Raw genomic sequence first — 22,285 nt, 5'->3', positions numbered from 1 at the left:
CCCGTCGTACGGGTGGGTCGCTTGGGTCGCTCGATGGCGCGAGGACCGGTCAGGACGCGGAGCTCTGCGTACCAGGGGGCGGGGTCGCGCCCCGCGACGACCGTGCGGGCGCGGGGGCGGGTGCCGGTTGCTGCGCGCCCGCGCGGTCGGACATGGTGAAGAGCCGGTCGCGGATCTTACGCTCGAATTGAGCCTGGGTGGTCCCGATATGGGCGGTCATCTGCTCCACAGCGGCTTCGGCCTCGCCCGCAGCGATGGCCTCGGCGACGGCGAGGTGCTGGTTGCCGGCCACCTCGATCGACCCGGGGACGTCTCCGTGGAAGAGCAGCACGTCCGACTGGGCAGCGAAGCGGCGAATGTTGGCGACGCTCGAACGCAGGAACACGTTGTGCGCGGCGACGCCGACCGCGTCGTGGAACAGGGCGTCCGCGCGGGCGAACGCCTGAACGTCCCCGGTCCGGGCGGCCGCGAGTGAGTCCTGAGCGTGCTCGCGTATGGCACGCACCTCGATCGGGGTGGCGAGCGCCGCGGCACGCCGCGCCGTCTCGGCCTCGATCAGGCGGCGGTAGTCGAGGAGCATCAGCAGGTGCTCCATGCTGGTGGGCTGGAAGTGAGCGAGCTGGCCGTCGGCCAGCGCGCTGGTCGAGGCGGCGACGAAGATACCGGCGCCCTTGCGGACGCTCAGCCGGCCGATCGCGGCCAGGACCTTGACGGCCTCACGGGTGACGTTGCGGGACGCGCCCAGGACTTCCGCGAGGCCCTGTTCCGTGGGAAGCCGGTCGCCGGGCAGCAGGTTCTGCTCGGCGATGTACGTCAGCAACTGCTCCGCGACGAGTTCGTACCCGGGGCGGTAGCGGTCCGTCGGGTCACTCGCTCCTGCGGCACCGGGGGTGGGCACGTCTGGCACCGGACGATCTCCTCGCGGCTCGAATGCTTCAGATCTATCGGCGCGGCAACTATGGCACCGGGCCTACTGGATGGGAAGCATCCGGTCGAGAGAAATCCGGCGCCTGTGGTCAAGTGACGCCGTATTCGCAGACAGGCCGATTCTTTGGTTCCGGCCGTTGCGTCCATCGCGACCCCATACGTATCGTCCTCGCGCCGGATGAAGCAGATGCTTCGGAAGCATCGGGCTCCAACGCCACCGAGAGGCGCAGCCGTTGAAGCACTACGCCCACCCCCGCGAACCCCGCGATCCGCACCGCCGACACTCCGACTCCCGCCGCCTCGGCGCCACCGACGTCCACGTCAGCCGCCTCGGCCTCGGTGCCGCGCCTCTGGGCAACCTCCACTCCCCACTGGACGAGGACGAGGCCGAGGCCACCGTCGACGCCGCCTGGGAGTGCGGAGTCCGGTACTTCGACACCGCACCGCACTACGGCCTCGGACTGTCGGAACGCCGCCTCGGCGCCGCCCTGGCGGGCCGCCCACGAGCGCGGTTCACCGTCTCGACCAAGGTGGGACGGCTGCTGGTGCCCAACCCCGCGCGCAACGGTTCCGACGTCCGCGTCGGTGGTTTCGCCGTACCCGACACGCTCACCAGGCAGCCGGACTACTCGCGCGACGGAGTCTTGCGCAGCCTGGACGGCAGCCTGCGCAGACTCGGGCTGGACCGGGTCGACCTCGTCCTCGTCCACGACCCTGACGACCACATGGACACCGCGATCGATCAGGCGTTGCCCGCCCTGGCGGAGCTGCGCGACCAGGGCGTGATCGGAGCCATCGGGGCGGGGATGAACACTGTCGCCCCACTGATGAGGATCGTCAGCGAGACCGACGTGGACGCCGTCATGGTGGCCGGCCGGTGGACACTCGTGGACCGCTCCGCCGGACCGCTGCTCGACCTCTGTGTCGAACACGGAGTCTCGGTGATCGCCGCGGCTCCCTTCAACTCCGGTGTGCTTGCCACCCCCTGGCCGTCGAACGACGCGTTCTTCGACTACGGACCCGCCCCCGCTGCGGTGCTCAGGGACGCACGCGCCCTGGCCGAGGTCTGCGTACGGCGGCAGGTCGCCCTGCCGCACGCCGCCCTGCGGTTCCCGCTACGCCACCCGGCCGTGGCCTGCGTCGTGGCCGGCGCCCGCTCGGCGGCGCAGGCACGGTCCGCCGCCCGCCGGGCAGCAGAGGACCTGAGCCCGGAGGACTGGGCGGCGATTTCGGCAGTCCCCCTGACCTTCGGCGCCCCGCCGGCGATCCCCGGCAGCACCCCGTGATCCACCCCACGATCGGCCCCATGATCAAGGAAGCAGCAGGCCCCATCATGACACCTTCCGCCGGTGTTCCCACCTACGACGCCAGCCCCCGCCAGTCCCCCTGCGGCGGCACGGTCGACCGCGGGTGGGCCCGCGCCCTCACCGCTCTGCCGGACGGACCGGGCGTCCTCGCCCTGGACGGGCCCGCCATCCTGGACTGGAGCGCCGTCACCGAGCGCCTGCGCGAAGCCGCGGCACAACTGGACCTGCCCCTGGCCTTCCTGGACGTACGCGACCACTTCGCCCCATGGGAGGTGATCGACAGGGCGACCCGTTCCACCCGGCTCCCCGACGACCCTCACTTCGCTCCCCTCGCCGACGGCACCCTCGCCGACCTTTTCGACAGCCTCCCCCACCCGCCGCGACCCGACGCCGGCTTCGCCGTCGTCCTCGGCCCCGGCGCGGCGCTCCTCCCGCACGATGTCCTCTGGTACGCCGACCTGCCCAAACGTCACGCGGAAGCGGCCGTCACCGCGGGCACCGGCCGGAACCTGGGCCAGCCCGAGGGCACCGGAGCAGCCACCACCAAGCGGCTGTTCTACATCGACTGGCCGCTGCTGGACCGGCACCGGGAGACCCTCGCGCCCCGCATCGACCGCTGGCTCGACCTACAGGACGCCCAGGGCCCTGCCTCCCTGGACGGCGAGACCCTGCGCCGCACCGCCGCCCAGCTGGCCACCCGCCCCTTCCGCACCCGCCCCACCTTCAACTCCACCTCCTGGGGCGGCCACTGGGCCCAGCGCACCCTCGGTATGAACCCCCACGCCCGAAACACCGCCCTCGGCTACGAACTCATCGCCCCCGAATCCGGTGTGCTGATCGGTGACGGCCCCGAGGCCCAGGTGGAGGTTCCCTTCCAGGTACTGGTCGGCCTGCACCCCCGCGAGATCATGGGCGAACCCGGGCACCGCACCTTCGGCACCTCCTTCCCGTTGCGATTCGACTACCTGGACACGGTCGACGGCGGCAGCCTCTCCGTCCACTGCCACCCCCGGTCCGACTACATGCGCGAGGTGTTCGGCTGGCCCTACACCCAGCACGAGACCTATTACGTGATGACCGGCGGCCAAGACGCCAAGGTCTATCTCGGCCTACGCGAGGGCGCCGACCTGGAGCGCTTCGAGAGCGAGGCGCATGCGGCGAACGAGCACGGCCGACCCTTCGACATCGAGCGCTACGTGGGTGCCTTCCCCGCAAAGGCGCACCAGCTGTTCCTGATCCCCGCCGGCACACCCCACGGGAGCGGGCGCGGCAATGTGGTGCTGGAGATCAGCGCCACCCCGTACCTGTACTCGCTGCGCTTCTACGACTGGCTCCGCAAGGACGCCGAGGGTGCGCAGCGCCCCGTCCACGTCGACCACGCCTTCCGTAACCTCGACCGCGAGCGCTCGGGCGCCGCCGTCCCCGACACCCTCATCCAGCGCCCACGGACCCTGCGCGAGGGCCACGGGTGGCGCGAGGAGGTCGTCGGCGCCCTGTCGGAGATGTTCTTCGAGGTACGGCGCACGGTGCTCGGGCCCGGCAGCCGCGCCGAGGACGACACCATGGACCGCTTCCACATCCTCAACGTGGTCGAAGGCGGCGGCGCCCTGATCGAGACCCACAGCGGGCACCGCCTGCGACTGGCCTACGCCGAGACGGTGGTCCTGCCAGCCACGGTGGGGGGCTACACCCTCACACCGCTGGGGGCGGGTGGCGCCCGGGTGGTGAAGGCGCTGCTCCGGTGAGACTCCCTGCGGACATCCCCGTCCTCGAACTCGGCGGCAGCCATGTCTCGGCCGCCCTCGTAGACCCGGTTGCCGGCGTGATCCGGCCGGGCACGCACCGACGCATGCCCGTCGCGCCCCAAGGCGACGCACGGGAGATCGTGGACAGCGTCGCCGGCTGCGCCGCGCTGCTGCCCACCGCGGCCTCCGCCTGGGGCATCGCCCTGCCCGGCCCCTTCGACTACGCCACCGGGGTGGCGTGGTACCGCGGCGTCGGGAAGTTCGACGCCTTGTACGGGATGGATCTCGGCCGGGCGCTCCGGGGCACCCTCGGGGAGCGGATGACCGCCGCGGCCTTCGTCAACGACGCCCACTCCTTCCTGCTCGGCGAGGCCGCCGTCGGAGCTGCGGCGGGACACCGCCGCGCCGTGGGAATCACGCTCGGTACCGGGGTGGGCTCGGCTTTCCTCCGCGATGGAAGGCTCGTCTGCTCCGGCCCACTCGTTCCCTCCGAAGGCCGTGTCGACCTCCTGCGCGTCGATGGGCGGCCGCTGGAGGACACCATCTCCAGCCGCGCCATAGTCCAGCGGTTCACGGCTCTGGCAGGACCGAAGGCCGCGGCCGCGGTGGAGGGGGTGCGTGAGGTGGCCGAACAGGCACGGGCCGGGTCCGGCCCGGCCCGTGCCGTACTGGGCGAGGCCTTCGAGGCCCTGGGCCGCGCGCTCGGCCCGTGGATCGTCGGTTTCGGCGCCTCGGTGCTGGTGGTGGGCGGTTCCATCACCGGGGCCTGGGACCTGATCGCGGACCCCTTTACCCGCGGCCTGCGGACCGCCGGGCCGCCGCTGCCGGAAGTACGGCAGGCGGCCAATCCGCGGGACGCCGCATTGGTCGGAGCAGCGATGGTTGCCCCCGTAGCGGCGCGCGGCCACCTGCGAACGCCTTGAGCGGCTCGCGCAGCCGCACTGCTTGCGAGGGGAATGCCAGGCTTCGTCCGCGGCATGCCTATGCCACTGAATGTCCGCGGGCGAGTCAGTCGGTGTAGCGGCCGACTCGGTCGTGCTCATCCACAGGCTCTGGACGACCCCTCGCAGTTGGGAGAAGGGGGCTCAGCGCTACCCGATGCAGGGCTACCGGGTCATCGCCCCGTCCTGGCCGGACCTTGACTGCGAGGTCGAAGAGATCAGACGCGCCCCCGAGGCGCACGTGATCATCGGACATTCCTTCGGCGGCGCCATCGACTCGGCCCCCGTTAAGGGCGTGCTCCCGCTGCCGTTCTCCACCCTGAAGTCGGCCTGGCCGGTCCTGGGCAACCCCGCCAACAAGAAAAGGCCATCGCGCTGACGCCGAGTCAGTTCCACTACGGCTTCACCAAAACCCTCAGCGAAGAGGAACCCGCGGCCGTCTATGAGCGCTGTGAGGTGCCCGGATCGGCACGTGTGCCCTTCCAGGGGCCTTCGCCGACTTCAAGCCCCGCGCCGCCACGAAAATCAACCTCTGCAACCGGCGACGAGCGCCGCTGCTGTTCACCGCTGGCGATGCCGACCACATCGCGGCTGAGGTTAGCAAGGCCAATCGGCGCCTGTGCCGCAACTCCCCGGCCGTCACGGAGTACCAGGGGTTTCCCGGCCGCTCCCACTTCATCACCGGCCAGGACGGGTGGCAGGAAGCCGCCGACTACGCCCTCGACTGGGCCGCTGGTCACAGCCTCAGCCGCGCCTGAGCGTGCGCACCTGCCCCGCTCTTGCGTTTGGCCCCCAAGGCCGCGGGGTGGCCGCCTCCCCGATGTGAAACCGCCCCACGACCACCACTCGCGGACCTTCCGTCCGCCCCGCACCACAGAAGGAGAAACCCCGTGTTCAACCACCGCCTCACCCGCCCGCGCCGCCGGCCTGGGCACGACCGCCTCAGCCGTCCCCTCCGCGCACGCCCGGACCGCCGCTAAACCCACCATCGCCCTCCTGCACGGCGCCTGACGCGGCCGACTGGAGCGCGCCGCCGAGTTGTCTCCCGACCCGGCCGATGCCGAACGGCTGCTGCTGCTCGCGGCGGATGTCCGGAGGCGCATAGCTGGGAAGGGCTGCCGCGCGCAGGGCGCCGCCCTCCTGCAACTTCCTGCGGGAAGCGGGAGTTGGGCGAGATGAGCCGCCCGCCAGGGCCAGCCACCGGAATACTTCCTCGCCCTAACGCAACCCGCTTCCGCGGACGAGGCTGCGGAACAGCAGTCAGATGACCCAAGCGACGGCGCCGTCGGTATCAGCATCGTGTATCGCATCGGCGAGGGCCGGGGCTTATCCGCTGCTCTGGAGTCCCGGTTCCTGAGCCGCCCTCCGGCATCGTTCTGCGGCCCAGGGCGTTGGAGTCGGCTTCGTGGTCACGTTGATCATTGACGTCGTTCACGTCCTGGCGGCGGTCGCATGGAGTGCAAGACCGAACTACGAAAGGTGACGTCATGAGCGGGCGGATGAGGTTGGGACACGTTGCGCCGGAGGGTTATCAGGCGCTGATAGGTCTGGATAAGTACGTCCAGGCGAATGTCGACGATCAGCTGCTCAATCTGGTCAGGCTGCGGGCCTCCGTCCTGAACGGGTGTACCTACTGCGTCGATTTGCACAGCCACGACCTTCTCAAGGCAGGCGAGAGCACCCAGCGTGTTATGGGAGTGGCGGTGTGGCGTGAGTTCCCCTTCCTCAGCTCGCGGGAACGGGCCGCTCTCATGCTGACCGACGCGGCGACACGCCTGGGTGAGGGCGGTGTCCCGGACGAAGTGTGGGCTGGGGTGGAGCAGGCCTTCACGGAAAAGGAGATCGCCGATCTCATCCTGGCGATCGGCACGATCAACTTGTGGAATCGGATCGGGGTCAGCACCGGAATGCAGCCCTCATTGAGGAAGTGACCCGGGCACAGATGCCGTCGGCGGACCTTCCAGCTTTTGCGCAGAAGCGCGTCCCCGCCGACGTCGCGACGAAGTTCTAGAGCAGCTTTGCCCCCATGACGCGTAAACCGTGAGCGATCCGAAGAGAGGAACCTTGACCAAACTAAAGATCATCGTGGCCAGTACCCGGCCGGGCCGGGTAGGACTGTCGATCGGAGGATGGATCGAAGCGGAGGCGGCGGCGCACGGTGGCTTCTCGGAGATCGAGTTGGTCGATCTCCGAGAGGTGAATCTCCCCTTCATGAACGAACCCAATCATCCGAGGCTGGGCCAGTACACGCATCAGCACACACGCGACTGGAGTGCCAAGGTGGCAGAGGCGGAAGCCTTTGTTTTCGTCATGCCCGAATACAACTACGGCTACAACGCAGAACTGAAGAATGCGATTGACTATCTGTACCAGGAATGGCGGTACAAACCGGTCGGCCTGGTCAGTTACGGCGGTGTCGCAGCCGGCACCCGGGCTGCTCAAATGATCAAGCAAGTCGTCACCGCGCTCAAGATGGCCCCGGTTGTTGAGGCGGTTGCCCTGCCCTTTGTCCGCCAGTTCCTCGATGACGACGGCAACGTCGTCCCGAACGACGTCATGTCCGTCTCAGCCAAAGCCATGTTCGGCGAGCTGATCCGGGTGAGCGGGGCTCTGAGACGGCTGCGCCAGGTAGCCACGGCCGTCAGCATCGGCGGGGGATGACGCAGGCGGCCGACTCTGGGTGGAGACGCAACCATCGAGGGGGAACAGCCGTGGACAAGCCCCTGACCGATCAGCCGCAGGATGACCTCGCGGTAGTCCGTGTCGTCTATGACTTCGTCAACGGGTCGACCCGGACGGCGCTTCCCTGGCAGACCCGGAGATCACCGTCTATCACAGCGAGGAGCTGCCCTGGGGTGGTTCGTACGCCGGCCTCACCGGGTTCCAGAGGTTCTACCAAGCCGTATCGAGCGCCATTCACAGCGAGGTGGAGACCGAGACGGCTGTATCAGGCCGGGGACCGGGTCGTTCAGACCGGCCGGACCCGGGGCATCGTCCGCGCCACCGGCAAGCCGTTCGACGCCCGGGAGATGCACGTCTGGCGGGTCAGGAACGGCCGGATCATGGGTCTCGAAGTGTACGTCGAGACCCCCGTCCTGCTGGAAGCGCTCAAGCCGTAGCCAGGTCCCGCGACGGACGCAGTCACAGCGTCCGCAGCGCACCTGGACAAGCCGGGGAGAGCCTCCGGTGACCATTGGTCATCCCGAGCATCCGGTGACCAGTGGAGCGGACCGTCAAGGAGACACTGCATGCGACCGAGGAAATGCCGATTCTGACCCTGCCCGCGCTGACGGGCAGGGAGAGTGAGCTGAAGATCCTCGAAAGGACGGTCGTCGAGGGCGCGGCTTCCGGCGGCGTGTTAGTCATCGTCGGAGATCCGGGTATCGGCAAGTCCGCACTGCTCCGGGCTGCCGAGCGGAAGTCGCGCGTCGCCGGGTTCAGGGTGCTGACGACGGTCGGTGTGGAGGCCGAGGCCCAGCTGCCCTTCGCCGGGCTGCACCAGCTCCTGGACCCGGTGCTGGCGACTGTGGACGCTCTGCCGGCCTCCGAATGCGACGCCCTGCTGGCGGCCTTCGGCCGGTCGGACAGCGCGTCGCGACCGGAACTGTCCCTCATTGCCCGCGCGGCGCTGGGCTTGCTGGCCGCAGGAGCCGCCGAGCGGCCGGTGGCGGTTATCGCAGACGACGTCCAGTGGCTCGACGCCCAAACCCAGGAGACGCTGACGTTCATCGCCCGGCGGGCGCAGGACACCGGGCTCGTCGTCATCGGCGCGGCGCGCACCGGGCACGAGGGCCCGTTCGTCTCCGCCGGCTTCCCGGAACTCCACGTACGCGGCGTCGATGACGCGTCGGCCGAGCGCATCCTGCTCTCCCACGCCGGGGACCTTGGCGCGGCGGCACGAAGGCGGATCCGGCACGAGGCCTCAGGGAATCCGCTGGCGCTCCTTGAGCTGCCGACACTCTGGCGGGGCCCGGACGCGCCTACGTCGGACCAGCAGCCCCTGCCCCTTACCGCGCGGTTGGAACGGGCCTTCGCCGGTCGCATGGCGGAGCTTCCCGACGCGACGCGCGACGCGGTTCTTGTGGCGGCAGTGGACGGAACCAATGACGTGTCCGAAATACTCGCGGCCACGGGGGTGCTCAGCCGCCGGGACACGGCGCTGGATGTCCTGGAGCCGGCGGAGCGGGCCGGGCTGCTCACGGTCTCCGCCGCCAGCGTCGAGTTCAGGCACCCGCTGGTGCGCTCGGGCGTCCTGCAGTCGGAGACCGTGCGACGCAGGCAGGCGGCGAATGCGGCACTGTCCGCGGTGCTGGTCGACGAGCCGTACCGCCGTACGTGGCACCGGGCACAGTCGGTAGTCGGGCCGGACGACGAGATCGCCGACGAGTTGGAGGCCACGGTCACCGAATCACTCAGCCGTGGTGCCGTGATGTCGGCGATTGCCGGCCTGGAAAGATCCGCGCAGTTGACGAGCAGTTCGGCCCGGCGCGGGCACCGACTGCTGCTGGCCGCCGAGCACGCGTTCCGAATGGGGCGCGAGAGTCTGGTGGACCGTCTTGTCGGCACCGCTGCACGTACCGAACTGGACGAGCTGGACCGGGCCCGGGCGCAGTGGCTGCGGGAGATATTCAAGGGCGGGGCGCTCGGTGAGGCGACCCGGGTGCTGGAGCTGTGCGATGTCGCCCGGCGCTCAGTCGACGCCGGCGACACCGACCTCTCGCTTTACGTCCTGGCCGGGGCCGCGCTGCGGTGCTGGTGGACCAATGGCGGTCCGGTGGTGCGGGCCCGTGTCGTCCAGGCTGCCGAAGGTCTGGTTGGCTTGGGGCACGATCCACGCTGCATCGTCACTCTCGCCATCGCGGAGCCCGTGCTCAAGGGCGGCGACGTCAGCCGCCGACTCGAACGAATCGACATCGACGACATCGACGATGCTGTCACCCTGCGCCGTCTGGGCATGGCCGCATACGCCATCGGCGACTTGCCGCAGGCCGCCGACCTGCTCGACAAGGCCGAGTCGACCCTGCGTGATCAGGGCTCTCTGGGTATGCTCACCCACGTTCTGAGCCTGCAGGCCGGCGCCCAGCTTGGCCTCGGCGACTGGACACGTGCCGACGAGGCCGCCCGCGAGGGCCTGCGCCTGGCCGAGGAGACCGGGCAGACGATCTGGCACACCGGAACGATGGTCTATGACGCCTTGGCCAACGGCCTGCGGGGCAACGCAGGGCGAGCGCTGGAACTCACCGCGCAGGCCGAAGTGCCGGCCCGCCGACTGCATCTCAACGCCATGCTGTGCTGGGCACAGCTCGCCCGGGGACTCGTTTGGTTCGTCACGGGCCGATACGCAGAGGCCTACGCGGCCTACCGCCGCCCCTTCGACCCGGCCGATCCGAGCTTTCACCAACGGGAGAGGTTCAACGGGGTGATGCTCCTCGCGGAGGCCGCCGTATACGCCGACCGTCGAGACGACGCGCGTGACGTAGTGGCGGGCCTGGAAGAGACCGCTGCCCTGACGCCCTCGCCCATGCTGCTCGTGCAGCTGCTGTACGCCAGGGCCGTACTGGCTGACGACGCCCAGGCGGAGGCCCTTTACCTGGAGGGCCTTGAGTACGACCTGAGCCGGTGGCCCTGGGGTAGGGCCCGCATCCAGCTCGCGTACGGGAGCTGGCTGCGTCGCGCCGGCCGTCTCGGCGATGCCCGGCCGCAGCTGCGAGCGGCGCACCGGACCCTCCGCCACATGGGTGCCCTGACGTGGTCGGACATGGCGCTCAGGGAGCTGATTCAGGCACGTGGTGAGGCTCTATGAATTGCCCCCGGTGTCTCAGGAGCGAGCTGAACCTGGTGGCTGATCTGTCCACCCTTCCGTGCAGCGGTGATCGTCACTGCGTCCCGCGTGGTCATCGACAGGCCTTGCGGCCGCGAACGTCGATTCGCAATATTTTCAAGATCGAACGGTCCGAAGGCCTGGAAGGACCCCACGGATTTGCTCGCCGTGGGGCCCTGCCAGGCCTGCGCCACCGGTCGTCAAGGTCCATAAAACCCTGGCTCAGCGCCTCTGCGGCAGGACCACTCCGCGTTGTAGCCTGAGCGTGGCTGGGCGCGCTGACGTCGATGTTCTCTCGTGCCGGCCATACGGCGCCCAGACAGGACACGCGTTGACATTCACAGCGATGGAACCGGCGTATCTTCCGCCCACCGTCATTGGTAGGGACGCCGAGCTACGTGTGCTGACCGACCTCGCCGAGCATGTTGCCGAGCGTGGCGGAGCGGCGGCCATCGTCGGTGAAGCGGGAATCGGCAAGTCGACACTCCTGGCCGCTGCAGCTCGACACGCCCGCGGCCAGGGTCTGCAGATCCTGCAAGCAGTGGGCGTCGAGTCCGAGAGCCTGGTGCCGTTCGCGGGTTTGCATCAACTCCTGAGACCGGTCCTGGGAGCTGCCGAAGGCCTTCCTTCCCCCCAGCACCGCGCATTGATGTCGGCCTTCGGCGTCCAGGAGGGGCTGCCACCGGAGCCGACCCTCATCGCCCTCGCGACCTTGAATCTCCTGACAGACGTGGCGGCGGAGCGCCCCCTGCTCGTCGCCGTCGATGACGTGCAGTGGCTGGACCAGCCCACCCACGACGCCATCGCGTTCCTCGCACGACGCATCAGCCGCGATCCGATCGTCGTACTCGGCGCCATACGCAAGGGCCACACCGGCCCCTTCATCACCTCCGGTCTCCTGGAACTGGAAGTCCAGGGCCTCGACGACGCCTCGGCCTGCGAGGTTCTGTCGGTCCATGCCGACAACCTGAGCCCCTCCGATCGCGACCGGATCCTGCGGGCAGCCCGAGGCAACCCCTTGGCCCTGGTGGAGCTGCCGGTCGCCTGGCGTCGTACGAGCGACACCGGCGCACACCCCAGTCCCTCGTTCATGCCGTTGACCGCCCGGCTCGAGGCAGCCTTCGCCGGTCGCATCTCCCAGCTGGCCCCGTCCACCTCTGCCGCGGTGCTGGTCGCCGCAGTCGACTCGGGCGGCGAGGTGTCCCACGTCATCGCCGCCGCCTCGGTACTGACCGGTCACGAGGTGAGCATCGGGGACCTTGAAGCCGCGGCCGAGGCCGGGCTGCTGCGCTTCGATGAGATGCGCATCAGGTTCCGTCATCCCCTGGTGCGCTCGGCCGTCCTCCAGTCCCACGGCGCGACCCGTCGCCAGGCGGCCCACGCCGCGCTCGCCACGGTGCTGGCGGACGAGCCCTACCGGCGCACCTGGCACCGCGCACAGGCGATCGTCGGACCCGACGACGAGATCGCCGACGAGCTCGAGACCAGCCACGAGATCGCCCTGCACCGGGGCTCCCCGATCTCCGCCATCTGGGCTCTTGAACGTTCCGCCCAGCTGACCGCCGAGCCGGCCCGCCGCGGCCGCCGCCTGCTCCTCGCCGCGGAACAAGCCTTCGGGCTCGGGCGCCCGGACATGGTTCAGCGTCTGCTCGATGCGGCGGCGCACAGCCCGCTCTCGGATCTGGACCAGGCGCGCATGGAGTGGCTGCGGGAGATCTTCAACGACGGTGTACCCGGTGACGCCGCACGCGTCACGCAACTGTGCGGCAGCGCCCGGCAAGCCGCCGCGGCCGACGACTGCGACCTTGCCCTCAACCTTCTGCTGGGTGCCGCGCTCCGCTGCTGGTGGGCCGACACCGGCCAGGCCGCCCGCGCACTCGTGGTGAAGACCGCCGAGGAGCTCGCCAATGTCCGGGAGGACCCACGCCATGTCGCTACCCTGGCCGTGGCGGAACCGGTGCTCTGCGGCCGTGTCGTCATGGAACGCCTGTCCGGCGTCGTCCTGGAGAGCGTGACCGACGCGGACGCGCTGCGTCTGTTCGGCATGGCGGCCCATGCGGTCGGCGACCAGGTCCGGGCAGCTGACTTCCTCGACCGGTCCGAGACCAGACTCCGTGACCAAGGACGTCTCGGCCTGCTCCCTCATGTGCTCGGTATGCAGTGCCCGGTCCGCCTGGACCTGGGAGACTGGGAACGCGTCGCAGCGGCCTCGGAGGAGGCGGGCCGGATTGCTCTGGAGACCGGACAGTCGATGTGGGGCATCGGGCAGCTGGTCAACTACGGCAGGGCGGCCGGACTGCGAGGGGACGTCGAACAGGCACTGGCACTGGCTTCGCAAGCCGAAGTGTCCCCCGTTCTTCGCAACCTCAACGACTTCCTGGCCTGCGCGCAGCTTGCTCGCGGCTACGCATGGATCAGTGCGGGCGGGTTCGGTGACGCCTACGAAGCCCTGGAGCGGCTCTTCGACCCGCTCGAACCCTGCTACCACCAGAGGGAACGTTTCTCCGGTCTGATGTTCCTTGCCGAGGCCGCCGTCCACGCCGATCGCCGCGACGACGCCCGTCGCATTCTTGCCGAGATGGAGGACGTCGCGCTGATCACTCCCTCTCCGCTCCTGCACGTTCAACTCCTTTACGCGCGTGCGGTACTGGCCGAGGACGGTGAGGCAGAGGACCTGTTCCTGTCGGCGCTGAGAGCCGACCTCACGCGCTGGCCATGGGTCAAGGCCCGCGTCCAGCTGGCCTTCGGGAGCTGGCTGCGGCGCAGGCGGCGGGCCCTCGAGTCACGGGAGCCGCTGCGCAACGCGCGGACTGTCTTCGACCTGATGGGAGCGAGGGCGTGGGCCGAGCAGGCCCGCATCGAGCTTCGTGCGGCCGGCGAACGGGCGCCCACCCGTGTCCGGTCTGTTCAGGACGTGCTCTCCACACAGGAGTTGCAGATCGCCCGGCTAGCGGCCGACGGCCTGTCCAACCGCGAGATCGCTCAGCGGCTCTTCCTCTCCCCCCGCACCGTCGGCTCACATCTCTATCGCATCTTCCCGAAACTGAACATCACCTCCCGAGGGCAGCTGGCCTCCAGCCTGACCGGAGAAGTCGAGGACGTCAGTCCCGTGGAATAGCCGAAGCCCGTCGGCCGTGCCGTGTCCGTGATGCCGTGTCGGTGGATTCACCGGTCGGCTTCCTGGCCAGGGTCGGTGACGCCCTCGAGAGCCCGGCGGACCGCGGATCGCGAAGCGATGCCCAATTTGGGGAAGAGCCGGTAGAGGTGGCTGCCGACCGTGCGAGGGGACAGAGAGAGTCGCTCACCGATTTGCTTGTTCGTCATACCGCTTGCCGCGAGCGTGGCGATCTGCCACTCCTGGGGAGTCAGTACGGCTCGCCCATCGGGCGAGCGGGTCAGGCTGACACCGGTCGCGCGCAGCTCGCGCTCCGCCCGGGCGGCCCAGGACACGGCGCCCAGGCTCGTGAAGGTCTTCAGCGCGGAGCGCAGGTGCGCTCGCGATCCGGTGAGATCACGCGATCGGCGCAGCCAGCAGCCGTAGTAGAGCTCGACGCGGGCGCGCTCAAAGGGCCAGCGGCTGGCGCCGGGCTTGGCCAGAGCGTCGGCGAAGATGCTTCCGGTCTCCTCATCGTCGGCGGCCAGGGCCGCGGCACCGCTCGTCAGCAGGTCCAGCCTGGATGAGATCCCAGCGATCTGTGCCTGTTGTGCCGCAGCCACATGTGCTCGGGCCTCTGCCATCCGCCCGGTGCGCACCGCCGCCTCGACCAGGTCCATCACCATGCCCGCCGTGTAGTGGATACGGGGAGACAGCACGCCGGGCGGCGTGACGCGTGACGCGTGGGTGTACGCCTCCTCGTAGCTGTCCTCTCCCAGGGCCAGGATGGTGCGCGCCTGCAGGACCGCAGCCATCGCCAGGCCCACACGTCGGGGGCCGGCCCACGCTGTGAGTTCCCAGGCCAACTGCTGCGTTGTACGCGTCTGTCCCCGGTTGGCCGCGACGAGCATGGACTGGCACCGCAGAATGCAGCTGTAGAGCGGATACCTACTCGCCTCGGCGATCTCAGCTCCCTGGCCGGCGAGGGCCTGGCTCTCGTCCCACCGTCCGGCGAGCCGGGCTTCGATCGAGAGGAGGATCAGACAGGCGAGCTGTGGGGCCACCGCGCCACCGTCGCGTTCACGCTCGACAGTGCGTCTGAGTCGTGGGCGGCACTCGTCGAGCGCATCGATCTGGACGGCGGCGAGGCCCAGTCGTGGCAGACGCCAGAAGTCGCCGTCTTCGGGAAGCGTTGCGAGCTGTTCCCGTAGACGCGCGCGCACGCTGTCGGCCTGGGCGGCAGCGAAGGCATCCCCGTAGAACGCCAGGTCGTCCGATGCCTCGTCGGCATGGCGGAGCAACACCTCGTCGTAGGCATCCCACAGGACCTCCCGGCCTCCGCTGAAGCAGGCAAAGAGCATGGTGTACAGCGCTTCGTTGGTGGCACGGTCGCTCTTCACACCGTCGCTGGGGATGGCGTCATCGTCCTGGAGCAGCCACAGCAGCAGACGGTGTGCGGCGTCGATGTCGCCCTCGTGGTGGAGTTGCAGATACGCCGTGGCTGTCCCTGCCGCGCGAGCGAAGTCCCGGGGATTTCCGCAGGCTCGCTGGGCTTTGTCCAGCAGGCTTGCAGCGCGGTCGAACTGGGCGGTGTGGTTGGCGGTATAAGCGGCCTCCGTCAGCCTGCGGGCCCGGTCGGCAGGGTCGGGACTCAGTTCCGCCGCCCGTACGAGCGCGGTGATGGCGACGGTGGCCCCACCGCGGCCGGCGGCACGCCGGGCCGCTTCTTCCAGGGCCTGGGCGACCGCCTCGTCGGGTTCCACAGACCCTCCGGCCAGGTGCCACGCTTGCCGCTCGGGGTCTCGTACGAGGCATCCAGCCAGGGCTCGGTGAGCGTCGCGGCGCGCCGATGGAGAGGACATCTGCACGATCGCGGAGCGAATGAGGGGGTGACGGAAACTCAGGTTGTTGTCTCCCACGCGGATCAGATCGGCCGCCTCCGCGGCCGCCAGACCTGCTTGGTCCCAACTGTCGCCCGCCGCAGCCTCGACGATGACCAGGTCACCAGAGCCTTCCAGCGCGGCGAGCAGCAACACGTGGGCGGCGGCACTGGGCAGAGTGCTCACGCGGCCGGCGAAGAGCATCCGCAGCCGATGGCTCACGGGCAGCGAGGCCGGGAGCTCGTCGAGGCCGGTGAGCTGCCGGTCGCTGAGCGAGGAGGCCAGTTCCAGAAGGGCGAGAGGGTTTCCGGCGGCGTCGGTGAGAAGAGACTGCTGGACAGATGGGGCCAGGTGTGGATACCGATCCTCCAGCAACCGGCGGGCCGAGTCTCCGTCCAGGGGCTCCAGAGCGCATTCAGGAAATCGTGCTTGATCGAACGGACTCTCGTGGCCTGAGCGGGTTGCCGCAAGCACGAGGATGCGACGTTGATCGAGCCTGCGGGCGACGAACCCGAGAATCTCCGCCGAGGAGCGATCCATCCAATGTATGTCGTCCACGACCAGCAGCAGCGCGGAGTGGACAGCCGCTGCGTCCAGGAGAGCCAGCGTGGCCGACGAGATCGCGAGCCTGCTCGGCCGTGCCGCCTCGGCCAGTCCGAGAACCTGTGCCAGTACGTTGCGCTCCACTGGTTCCAAACAGCCCAGGTGACGCTGCAGGGGTCGGAGTAGCTGGTGTAGCCCTGAGAAGGCGAATTCCCTCTCGAACTCCACTCCGGACGCCCGCAGCGCCCGGGTACCCGCAGCTTCGGCACGTGCCGCGGCCGCGCGCAGAAGCATTGTCTTGCCCATGCCCGGGTCGCCGCGCAGTACCAGGATCGGTCCCCTTGGGTTCGGCCCAGTGAGAAAGGCGTCGAGTACCCGCAGCTCGCGCTCCCGCCCCACCAAGGGGGACGTGGGTCCCTGCGGTCCGTAAGCGGCGTCCGCGACGATCCATGGGTCCTTTCCACCGGGCAGATTCTGTTCCCGTGACGTCGGCCCTCCGGGCGCTCGCACCTCGACGTCACCTTCGGGGACAACGCGTCCGATGTTCGGGCCAGATCCTGCTCCCGCAGCGATCCAGCTGTTCGTTGAACGATCCATGAACCCATCCTGTGTGGCTGATTCCAGTCGTGCTTGAGTATGTCGACTGACGGCTGAGGGGTTCACCTCAGTGATGGGGATCACGTCCACCATCAGGGGCCGCTCGGCCTGCTGCCGGCAGGGGCCGCCGGCCCTGCCTCTGTCACGGGTCGACTGCGCCGTGCGCGGGCCGTGCGAGATTCCCCATGCGCAGTTGCGAGGGGCGCACTCCGCCGCACGCTGGACGCCCGCCCTGCTGATCGGTGGGAGGCCGACCGGGCCGCGATGATGTCCATCATCACCAGTACCGGCGGGCGGCCGGGCTGCCTGATGCGCCGGAAAAGCGCCCGCCAGTACTTCGGCGGATCATCGCTGGCCGCAGCGCGCCGCACGGGGTGCGGGTGATCCCCGGACACCGCGCGATCTCCTTCACTTGATCACGGAAGGGATCACTGTTTCCTCGACCGAAAGGGGGTCACGCTTCAAAGCACGCCGAGAACTTGTCGCTTGGGCTGAGGGCGCCCGGCCCGCCGCTCAGTCTTCGTGGAGTCGTTGCCGCCCACGACCGGCCGCGGGGCTGTGCGGCGGGATACACGAAATGGAAGGACATCGGCGCTCAAGGTCGTCGTCGAGCTGCCCTGACGGCGGTCAGTAGATACTCCCCGTAGGCGGCCACTTAGCGCCCCACCCGTGGCCAAGGATTGCCCCACGGACGGCTAGATATCTCCCCGGACCTGGACCGATACCGGTCAGCGAAGCTGGCCGGTGTGAAGAACAGCAGGGAGATCATGGAGATCCTCGAGGCATACGACCTCACGGGGAGTTACCGAGCTGCGGCCGAGCTGGCCGGCTGCGACCACCACACGGTGGCCCGGTATGTGCAGGCTCGGGCCGAGGGCAAGAGCCCGACCGAGCGGCAGCACCGGGCCCGCCCGATCGACGAATACCTCGCGAAGATCGAGGAGTTGGTGGTCAACTCCCACGGCCGGATCCGTGCCGATGTCGTGCACCGGCGGATCACGGCGATGGGCTTCACAGGCGGGGAAAGGACCACCCGGCGGGTGGTCGCGGAGGTCAAGGTAAGCCTGCGGGCCGGAGCACGGCGGGTCTATCGGCCGTGGATCACCGAACCCGGATTGTGGCTGCAGTGGGACTGGGGAGAGGGGCCGCGGATCGGCGGACGCCGTACTTCGTTGTGGTGCGCCTGGCTGGCCTGGTCCCGGTTCCGCGTCGTCATCCCGGTGTTCGACAAGACTCTGCCGACGATCGTGGCCTGCCTGGACACCACTTTGCGGCGAATAGGAGGGGTGCCGGCCTATGCGCTGACCGACAACGAGAAGACGGTCACCACGATGCACGTCGCGAACATCGCAGTCCGCAACCCGGAGATCGTCGAGGTCGCCCGACACTACGGACTGACCATCCGTACTTGTCTGCCGGCCGACCCGGAAACCAAGGGCGGATCCGAGGCGACCGTCCGCATCGCGAAGGCCGATCTGGTGCCGACCGACGCCAACCTGCTTGAGCAGTACGGGTCGTTCGGGCATCTGGAGGCGGCCTGCCGTGACTTCTGCGAGGAGGTCAACACGCGGGTCCACCGGGCGACCCGGCGCAAGCCGGCCGAGGCCCTCGCGGAGGAACGCGGGCGATTGCATCCGCTGCCGAGGGAGCCGTTCGCGGTCGCGTTCGGCACCACGCGGCGGGTGAACTGGGACGCCACGATCTCCGTTGAGGGGGTGCGGTATTCGGTCCCGCACCAGCTCGTCGACACCCGGGTCTGGGCCCGTTTCAACGGCGACGAGCTGGTCGTCACCGCGGTCGGCGAGGACGGGCCGGCCGAGGTCGCCCGCCGCGACCGCTCGACTCCCGGCAGTCCACAGATCAAGGACGAGCACTACCCGCCGAGGGAGGACAAGGAGGGCGCCCGGACTCCGCGGGCGAACTCCGCCGAGGAGGCGGCCTTCCTCGCGCTCGGTCCCGGGGCTGCGTCCTGGCTGATCGAGGCCGGGGCGGCCGGAGCTCGCAGGGTCAAGTCGAAGATGGCCGAGGCGGTCGCGCTGGCCAAGCTGCACTCCGCCGCCGATGTCGACCGGGCCCTGGGGTCGGCGGCGATCGCCGGACGGTTTGCGGAGAACGACCTGATCCGCATCCTCACCTACCAAGTCGGCCTGGAAACGGTCGAGCCCACGCGGCCTTCCGAAGATCACAGTCTGCAGCCGGGCACCTCCGCCTGGTCCAACTTCGGCATCGCCGATGAGAAGGAAGAGCTCTGATGGCCACCCCGATCCGCACCGTCACCGGCACCCACGGCGATCCCCTCGCCGAGGCCATCGAGCTCACCCGGCGGCTGAAACTCCCGCACATCCGGCGGGCGTTGACCGATCTGATCCCCACCGCGAAGGCCCAACGCTGGGACCCCGCCGAGGTTGTCCGTGTCCTTCTGTCCGAGGAGGCCGCCGGCCGGGACGCCGCCAATCTTCGTACTCGCCGCAAGCGGGCGGGGTTCCCGGCCGGCAAGACCTTCGGCGACTGGGACGAGACCGCTTCCTCGATTCCTCGGCCGACCCAGGACTCGCTGAAGATGCTCGAGTGGGTGACCCGCAAGGAGAATCTCTGCATCTGCGGGCCCTCGGGCACTGGCAAGAGCCACTTCACCGAGGCACTCGGCCAGGCCGCCATCGAGGCCGGCATGACCGTCGCCTGGTTCACCATCGAGGATCTCGGAGCCCTCGTCCGACGTCACCGCGCGGACGACTCGCTCGCCCGGGCCATGGCCCGGCTGATCCGCACCGACCTGATCATCGTCGACGACATCGGGCTCCTGCCCGTCTCACCGGACGCCGCGGAGGGCTTCTACCGACTGGTCGATGCCGCATATGAACGACGGGCGCTGGCCGTCTCGAGCAACCTCCACCCGTCCGGCTTCGACGAGATCATGCCCAAGACCCTGGCCACCGCCACCGTCGACCGGCTCCTGCACCACGCTCACGTCGTGGTCACCCAGGGTGATTCCTTCCGGCTCAACCAGGCCACCAGCGGCCAGGGGGTGATCCCCCTGCGCTGACCCATCCGACCAACAGCGGGGAGATATCTGGCCGCGGTTGGGGAAGTTCTACTGGCCGCCAGTGGGGAGAATTACTGGCCGCCTCCGGGGAGAACTGAGTGGCCGTTGACACTGCCCGATGATACGGGCCAAATCAGCACGCGCGCCTGACGGCAAATGCCAGAGAGCCTCATCGGGGGCGTCACGGGCTTCGATCGGACCGCAGCACGGGCAGTCGTCGGATCGCGTCCCATGAAGTGGTGTAGCCGGGCAGAGTCCCGGAACGCGCGGGTGTCTGCCCGGGGCGTGCATCCGCTGGCGTTGCATGCTCCCTGAACAAGGGCAGGCCATCGCGCAAGTCTCCGTAGTGAACGGGCAGTTCAACGGGGGGGCGCACGATGGCCTTGTCCCACTCTGAGCTGATGCGGCTGCTTGAGTCACTACGTCGGGCCGATGGAGTTGAAGCACACGAGGCGTTCTGCCATGGTCCGCGCTTGAGGGCGGCTCTGATCACCCGTCCGGCGGGCCACCAGACTCGGGCTGAGGGCCCGATCCATTCAGCGTCGTCAGTTCGTACCGATATTTTCGAGGTGTTTGATCGCACTGCTGCCGATCTACTTGCAGAGCGCAGGTCAAGTCGCATCCTCAAGGAGTCCGACGCCCTGCGGGAACCCTTCCACGAACGCGCGCCGGGCAGGATCTGTCCCAGCTTCGGCACCGGAACCGATCGCAGGTGATACGTCGTCAAGCCCGTTGCGCGACAGGAGACTTCAGTCATCCGACCGCTTCAGGACCCTTGGGGTGCTCGGGCGGTGCGTCCAGGCTGCAGTGCATGTGGTGCTGGGCAGCCGGGGACGCCGGCGCCAGGCCCTCGTGCGGGTTGCGGATCGTGGCTGCGGCGAGGACGCCGCTCAGCAGGCACAGCCCGGCGGAGATCAGACAGGCGATGTGGAAGCCGGTGGAGAATTGCGCGGGGTGGAGGTATGCGGAGCCGGTGATGCCCGCTGCCGCGGGGAGCACGGCGACGGCGACGAGCCCGGCGGCACGGGCGACGTCGTTGTTTACGGCCGAGGCCATACCGGCGTGCCGGGCCGGGGCCGCGGTCAGGGCGGTGGTGGTCAGCGGCGCGACCGTGGTGGCCAGGCCCAGGCCGAAGACGAGGACGGCGGGTAGCACTTCGGTCACGTAACTCCCCGCGTGGTCCACACGGGTGAACAGCGCAAGGCCGGAGCCGACGAGGACGGGGCCGAGACTCATCTGCAGCCGCGGCCCGATGCGCGCGGCGAGGGCTCCGGAACGGGCCGAGAGCGCCAGCATGAGAGCGGTCACCGGGAGCAGAGAAACGCCGGCCTCCAGGGCCGTGTAGCCGGAGACCTGCTGCAGTTGGATGGGAAGCAGGAAGAGCGCGCCGCCCAATGCTCCGTACAGCACGAAGGTCACGACGTTGGTGGCCGTGAACTGGGTGGAACCGAACAGTTTCAGCGGCAGCATCGGTGCGGCGGTGCGGCGTTCCCGGACCACGAAGCCGCCCAGCAGCAGAACGGCGCTGATCAGCACGATCTGCACGGTCGGGCTGGTCCAGCCGTCGGTGGGTCCGTCGATGAGGCCGTAGGCCAAGGCGACCAGGCCGGCGGTGATCAGCCCGGCGCCGGCCGTGTCGATCCGGCCGGCGGCGTCCGGGTCGTGGGATTCGGGGACGTGGCGCTGGGCCACCACCACGACCAGGGCGGCGAGCGGGAGGTTGATGACGAAGATCAGCCTCCAGGACACGGCCTGGACCAGCCATCCGCCTAGGAACGGGCCGATCGCGGTGGCCACGCCGCTGAGGCCGGACCAGGCGCCGATAGCCTTGCCGCGGTCTTCGGTCCGGAAGGACGCCTCCAGAATGGCGAGGCTGCCGGGGGTGAGCAGTGCCGCGCCGACTCCCTGCAGCGCGCGGGCGGCAATGAGGATCGCCGGGTCGGCGGCGATACCACAGAGTGCGGAGGCCAGGGCGAACCAGACGACCCCGGCCATGAAGACCCGTCTGCGCCCGTAGCGGTCGCCGAGCGCCCCGCCGACCAGCAGCAGGCTGGCCAGTGTGAGGGTGTAGGCGGTGACGACCCACTGCAGGGTGGCCAGCCCCGAGCCGAACTCACGGCCGATGGCCGGCAGGGCGATGCCTACCACGGTCGCGTCGATGGAGGCGATTGCCGAGCCGAGGACGGTGGCCGCCACGACCCAGCGCCCTCGCCCACTGGCGTAGGCGAGCCGGTTACTCTCGCCGGGTATCGTTGCCGGATCGGCTGCCATGGCCGGTCTCACTTCCTGAGATGTCATCGCTCTGCCGGCTCTGGGCTGGGAACGGATACGGACAGTGGCCCCCCTCGGCGCCATTTCCCTCTGCCGCAGAGGAGAACAAGCCGCCC

Annotated in this window: 14 protein-coding genes; 11 read left to right on the top strand and 3 right to left on the bottom strand. The window is 69.3% G+C overall.

The features are described from left to right. Window positions 1-49: 49 nt before the first annotated feature. The gene (locus tag OG798_RS55625) at window positions 50-907 is read right to left on the bottom strand and encodes a FadR/GntR family transcriptional regulator (RefSeq protein WP_328760452.1); all 858 of its coding nucleotides are present in this window, start codon (window positions 905-907) and stop codon (window positions 50-52) included. Between the two features lie 253 nt (window positions 908-1,160). Here OG798_RS55625 and OG798_RS55620 point away from each other — a divergent pair, with 253 nt between their 5' ends. From OG798_RS55620 to OG798_RS55580, 9 genes are all read left to right on the top strand, one after another. Beyond that, window positions 1,161-2,213 (top strand): aldo/keto reductase, encoded by a 1,053-nt coding sequence (locus OG798_RS55620; RefSeq protein ID WP_328760450.1) that lies wholly within the window; start codon window positions 1,161-1,163, stop codon window positions 2,211-2,213. 20 nt (window positions 2,214-2,233) lie between these two features. Beyond that, window positions 2,234-3,979 (top strand): class I mannose-6-phosphate isomerase, encoded by a 1,746-nt coding sequence (locus tag OG798_RS55615; protein WP_328760448.1) that lies wholly within the window; start codon window positions 2,234-2,236, stop codon window positions 3,977-3,979. After that, window positions 3,976-4,902 (top strand): ROK family protein, encoded by a 927-nt coding sequence (locus OG798_RS55610; RefSeq protein ID WP_328760446.1) that lies wholly within the window; start codon window positions 3,976-3,978, stop codon window positions 4,900-4,902. Before OG798_RS55615 ends, OG798_RS55610 begins: the two co-directional genes overlap by 4 nt. Window positions 4,903-5,014: 112 nt before the next feature. Beyond that, on the top strand, window positions 5,015-5,299 hold the full coding sequence (locus OG798_RS55605; RefSeq protein WP_328760444.1) for a hypothetical protein: 285 nt from the start codon (window positions 5,015-5,017) through the stop codon (window positions 5,297-5,299). Between the two features lie 1,108 nt (window positions 5,300-6,407). Next, window positions 6,408-6,851, top strand: a complete 444-nt coding sequence (locus OG798_RS55600) for a carboxymuconolactone decarboxylase family protein (protein WP_328760441.1) — start codon at window positions 6,408-6,410, stop codon at window positions 6,849-6,851. 133 nt (window positions 6,852-6,984) lie between these two features. Then, window positions 6,985-7,581: an NADPH-dependent FMN reductase gene (locus OG798_RS55595; RefSeq protein ID WP_328760587.1), complete on the top strand. Its 597-nt coding sequence runs from the start codon at window positions 6,985-6,987 to the stop codon at window positions 7,579-7,581. Window positions 7,582-7,631: 50 nt separating this feature from the next. Continuing rightward, the gene (locus OG798_RS55590; RefSeq protein WP_328760440.1) at window positions 7,632-8,039 is read left to right on the top strand and encodes a nuclear transport factor 2 family protein; all 408 of its coding nucleotides are present in this window, start codon (window positions 7,632-7,634) and stop codon (window positions 8,037-8,039) included. Between the two features lie 143 nt (window positions 8,040-8,182). Beyond that, complete coding sequence (locus OG798_RS55585) at window positions 8,183-10,723, top strand: AAA family ATPase (RefSeq protein WP_328760439.1); 2,541 nt, start codon at window positions 8,183-8,185, stop codon at window positions 10,721-10,723. A 364-nt stretch (window positions 10,724-11,087) separates the two neighbouring features. Continuing rightward, window positions 11,088-13,859, top strand: a complete 2,772-nt coding sequence (locus tag OG798_RS55580) for an ATP-binding protein (protein ID WP_328760437.1) — start codon at window positions 11,088-11,090, stop codon at window positions 13,857-13,859. 47 nt (window positions 13,860-13,906) lie between these two features. Here OG798_RS55580 and OG798_RS55575 read toward each other — a convergent pair whose 3' ends face one another. Continuing rightward, window positions 13,907-16,855 carry a helix-turn-helix transcriptional regulator gene (locus OG798_RS55575; protein ID WP_328760435.1) on the bottom strand — a complete coding sequence of 983 codons (2,949 nt, stop codon included), beginning with the start codon at window positions 16,853-16,855 and terminating at the stop codon, window positions 13,907-13,909. Between the two features lie 746 nt (window positions 16,856-17,601). Here OG798_RS55575 and istA point away from each other — a divergent pair. Both istA and istB read left to right on the top strand, forming a co-directional pair. Continuing rightward, window positions 17,602-19,107, top strand: a complete 1,506-nt coding sequence (gene istA / locus OG798_RS55570) for an IS21 family transposase (RefSeq protein ID WP_328760433.1) — start codon at window positions 17,602-17,604, stop codon at window positions 19,105-19,107. Then, on the top strand, window positions 19,107-19,898 hold the full coding sequence (gene istB / locus OG798_RS55565) for an IS21-like element helper ATPase IstB (RefSeq protein WP_266639805.1): 792 nt from the start codon (window positions 19,107-19,109) through the stop codon (window positions 19,896-19,898). Before istA ends, istB begins: the two co-directional genes overlap by 1 nt. 753 nt (window positions 19,899-20,651) lie before the next feature. On the opposite strand, the gene OG798_RS55560 is transcribed toward istB, so the two are convergent. Next, window positions 20,652-22,169 carry a DHA2 family efflux MFS transporter permease subunit gene (locus OG798_RS55560; protein WP_328760431.1) on the bottom strand — a complete coding sequence of 506 codons (1,518 nt, stop codon included), beginning with the start codon at window positions 22,167-22,169 and terminating at the stop codon, window positions 20,652-20,654. Window positions 22,170-22,285 lie beyond the last annotated feature (116 nt).

The organism is Streptomyces sp. NBC_00271, assembly GCF_036178845.1.
Taxonomy (GTDB): domain Bacteria; phylum Actinomycetota; class Actinomycetes; order Streptomycetales; family Streptomycetaceae; genus Streptomyces.
The sequence above is the reverse complement of the archived record's forward strand: the minus strand, read 5'-3'. Positions and strand labels throughout refer to the sequence as shown.

Coding starts and splice junctions, on each gene's coding strand:
- OG798_RS55615 (WP_328760448.1), top strand. CDS start 2,234: ATGATCAAGGAAGCAGCAGGCCCCATCATGACACCTTCCGCCGGTGTT.
- OG798_RS55600 (WP_328760441.1), top strand. CDS start 6,408: ATGAGCGGGCGGATGAGGTTGGGACACGTTGCGCCGGAGGGTTATCAG.
- OG798_RS55585 (WP_328760439.1), top strand. CDS start 8,183: ATGCCGATTCTGACCCTGCCCGCGCTGACGGGCAGGGAGAGTGAGCTG.
- OG798_RS55580 (WP_328760437.1), top strand. CDS start 11,088: ATGGAACCGGCGTATCTTCCGCCCACCGTCATTGGTAGGGACGCCGAG.
- OG798_RS55575 (WP_328760435.1), bottom strand. CDS start 16,855: ATGGATCGTTCAACGAACAGCTGGATCGCTGCGGGAGCAGGATCTGGC.
- istB (WP_266639805.1), top strand. CDS start 19,107: ATGGCCACCCCGATCCGCACCGTCACCGGCACCCACGGCGATCCCCTC.
- OG798_RS55560 (WP_328760431.1), bottom strand. CDS start 22,169: ATGGCAGCCGATCCGGCAACGATACCCGGCGAGAGTAACCGGCTCGCC.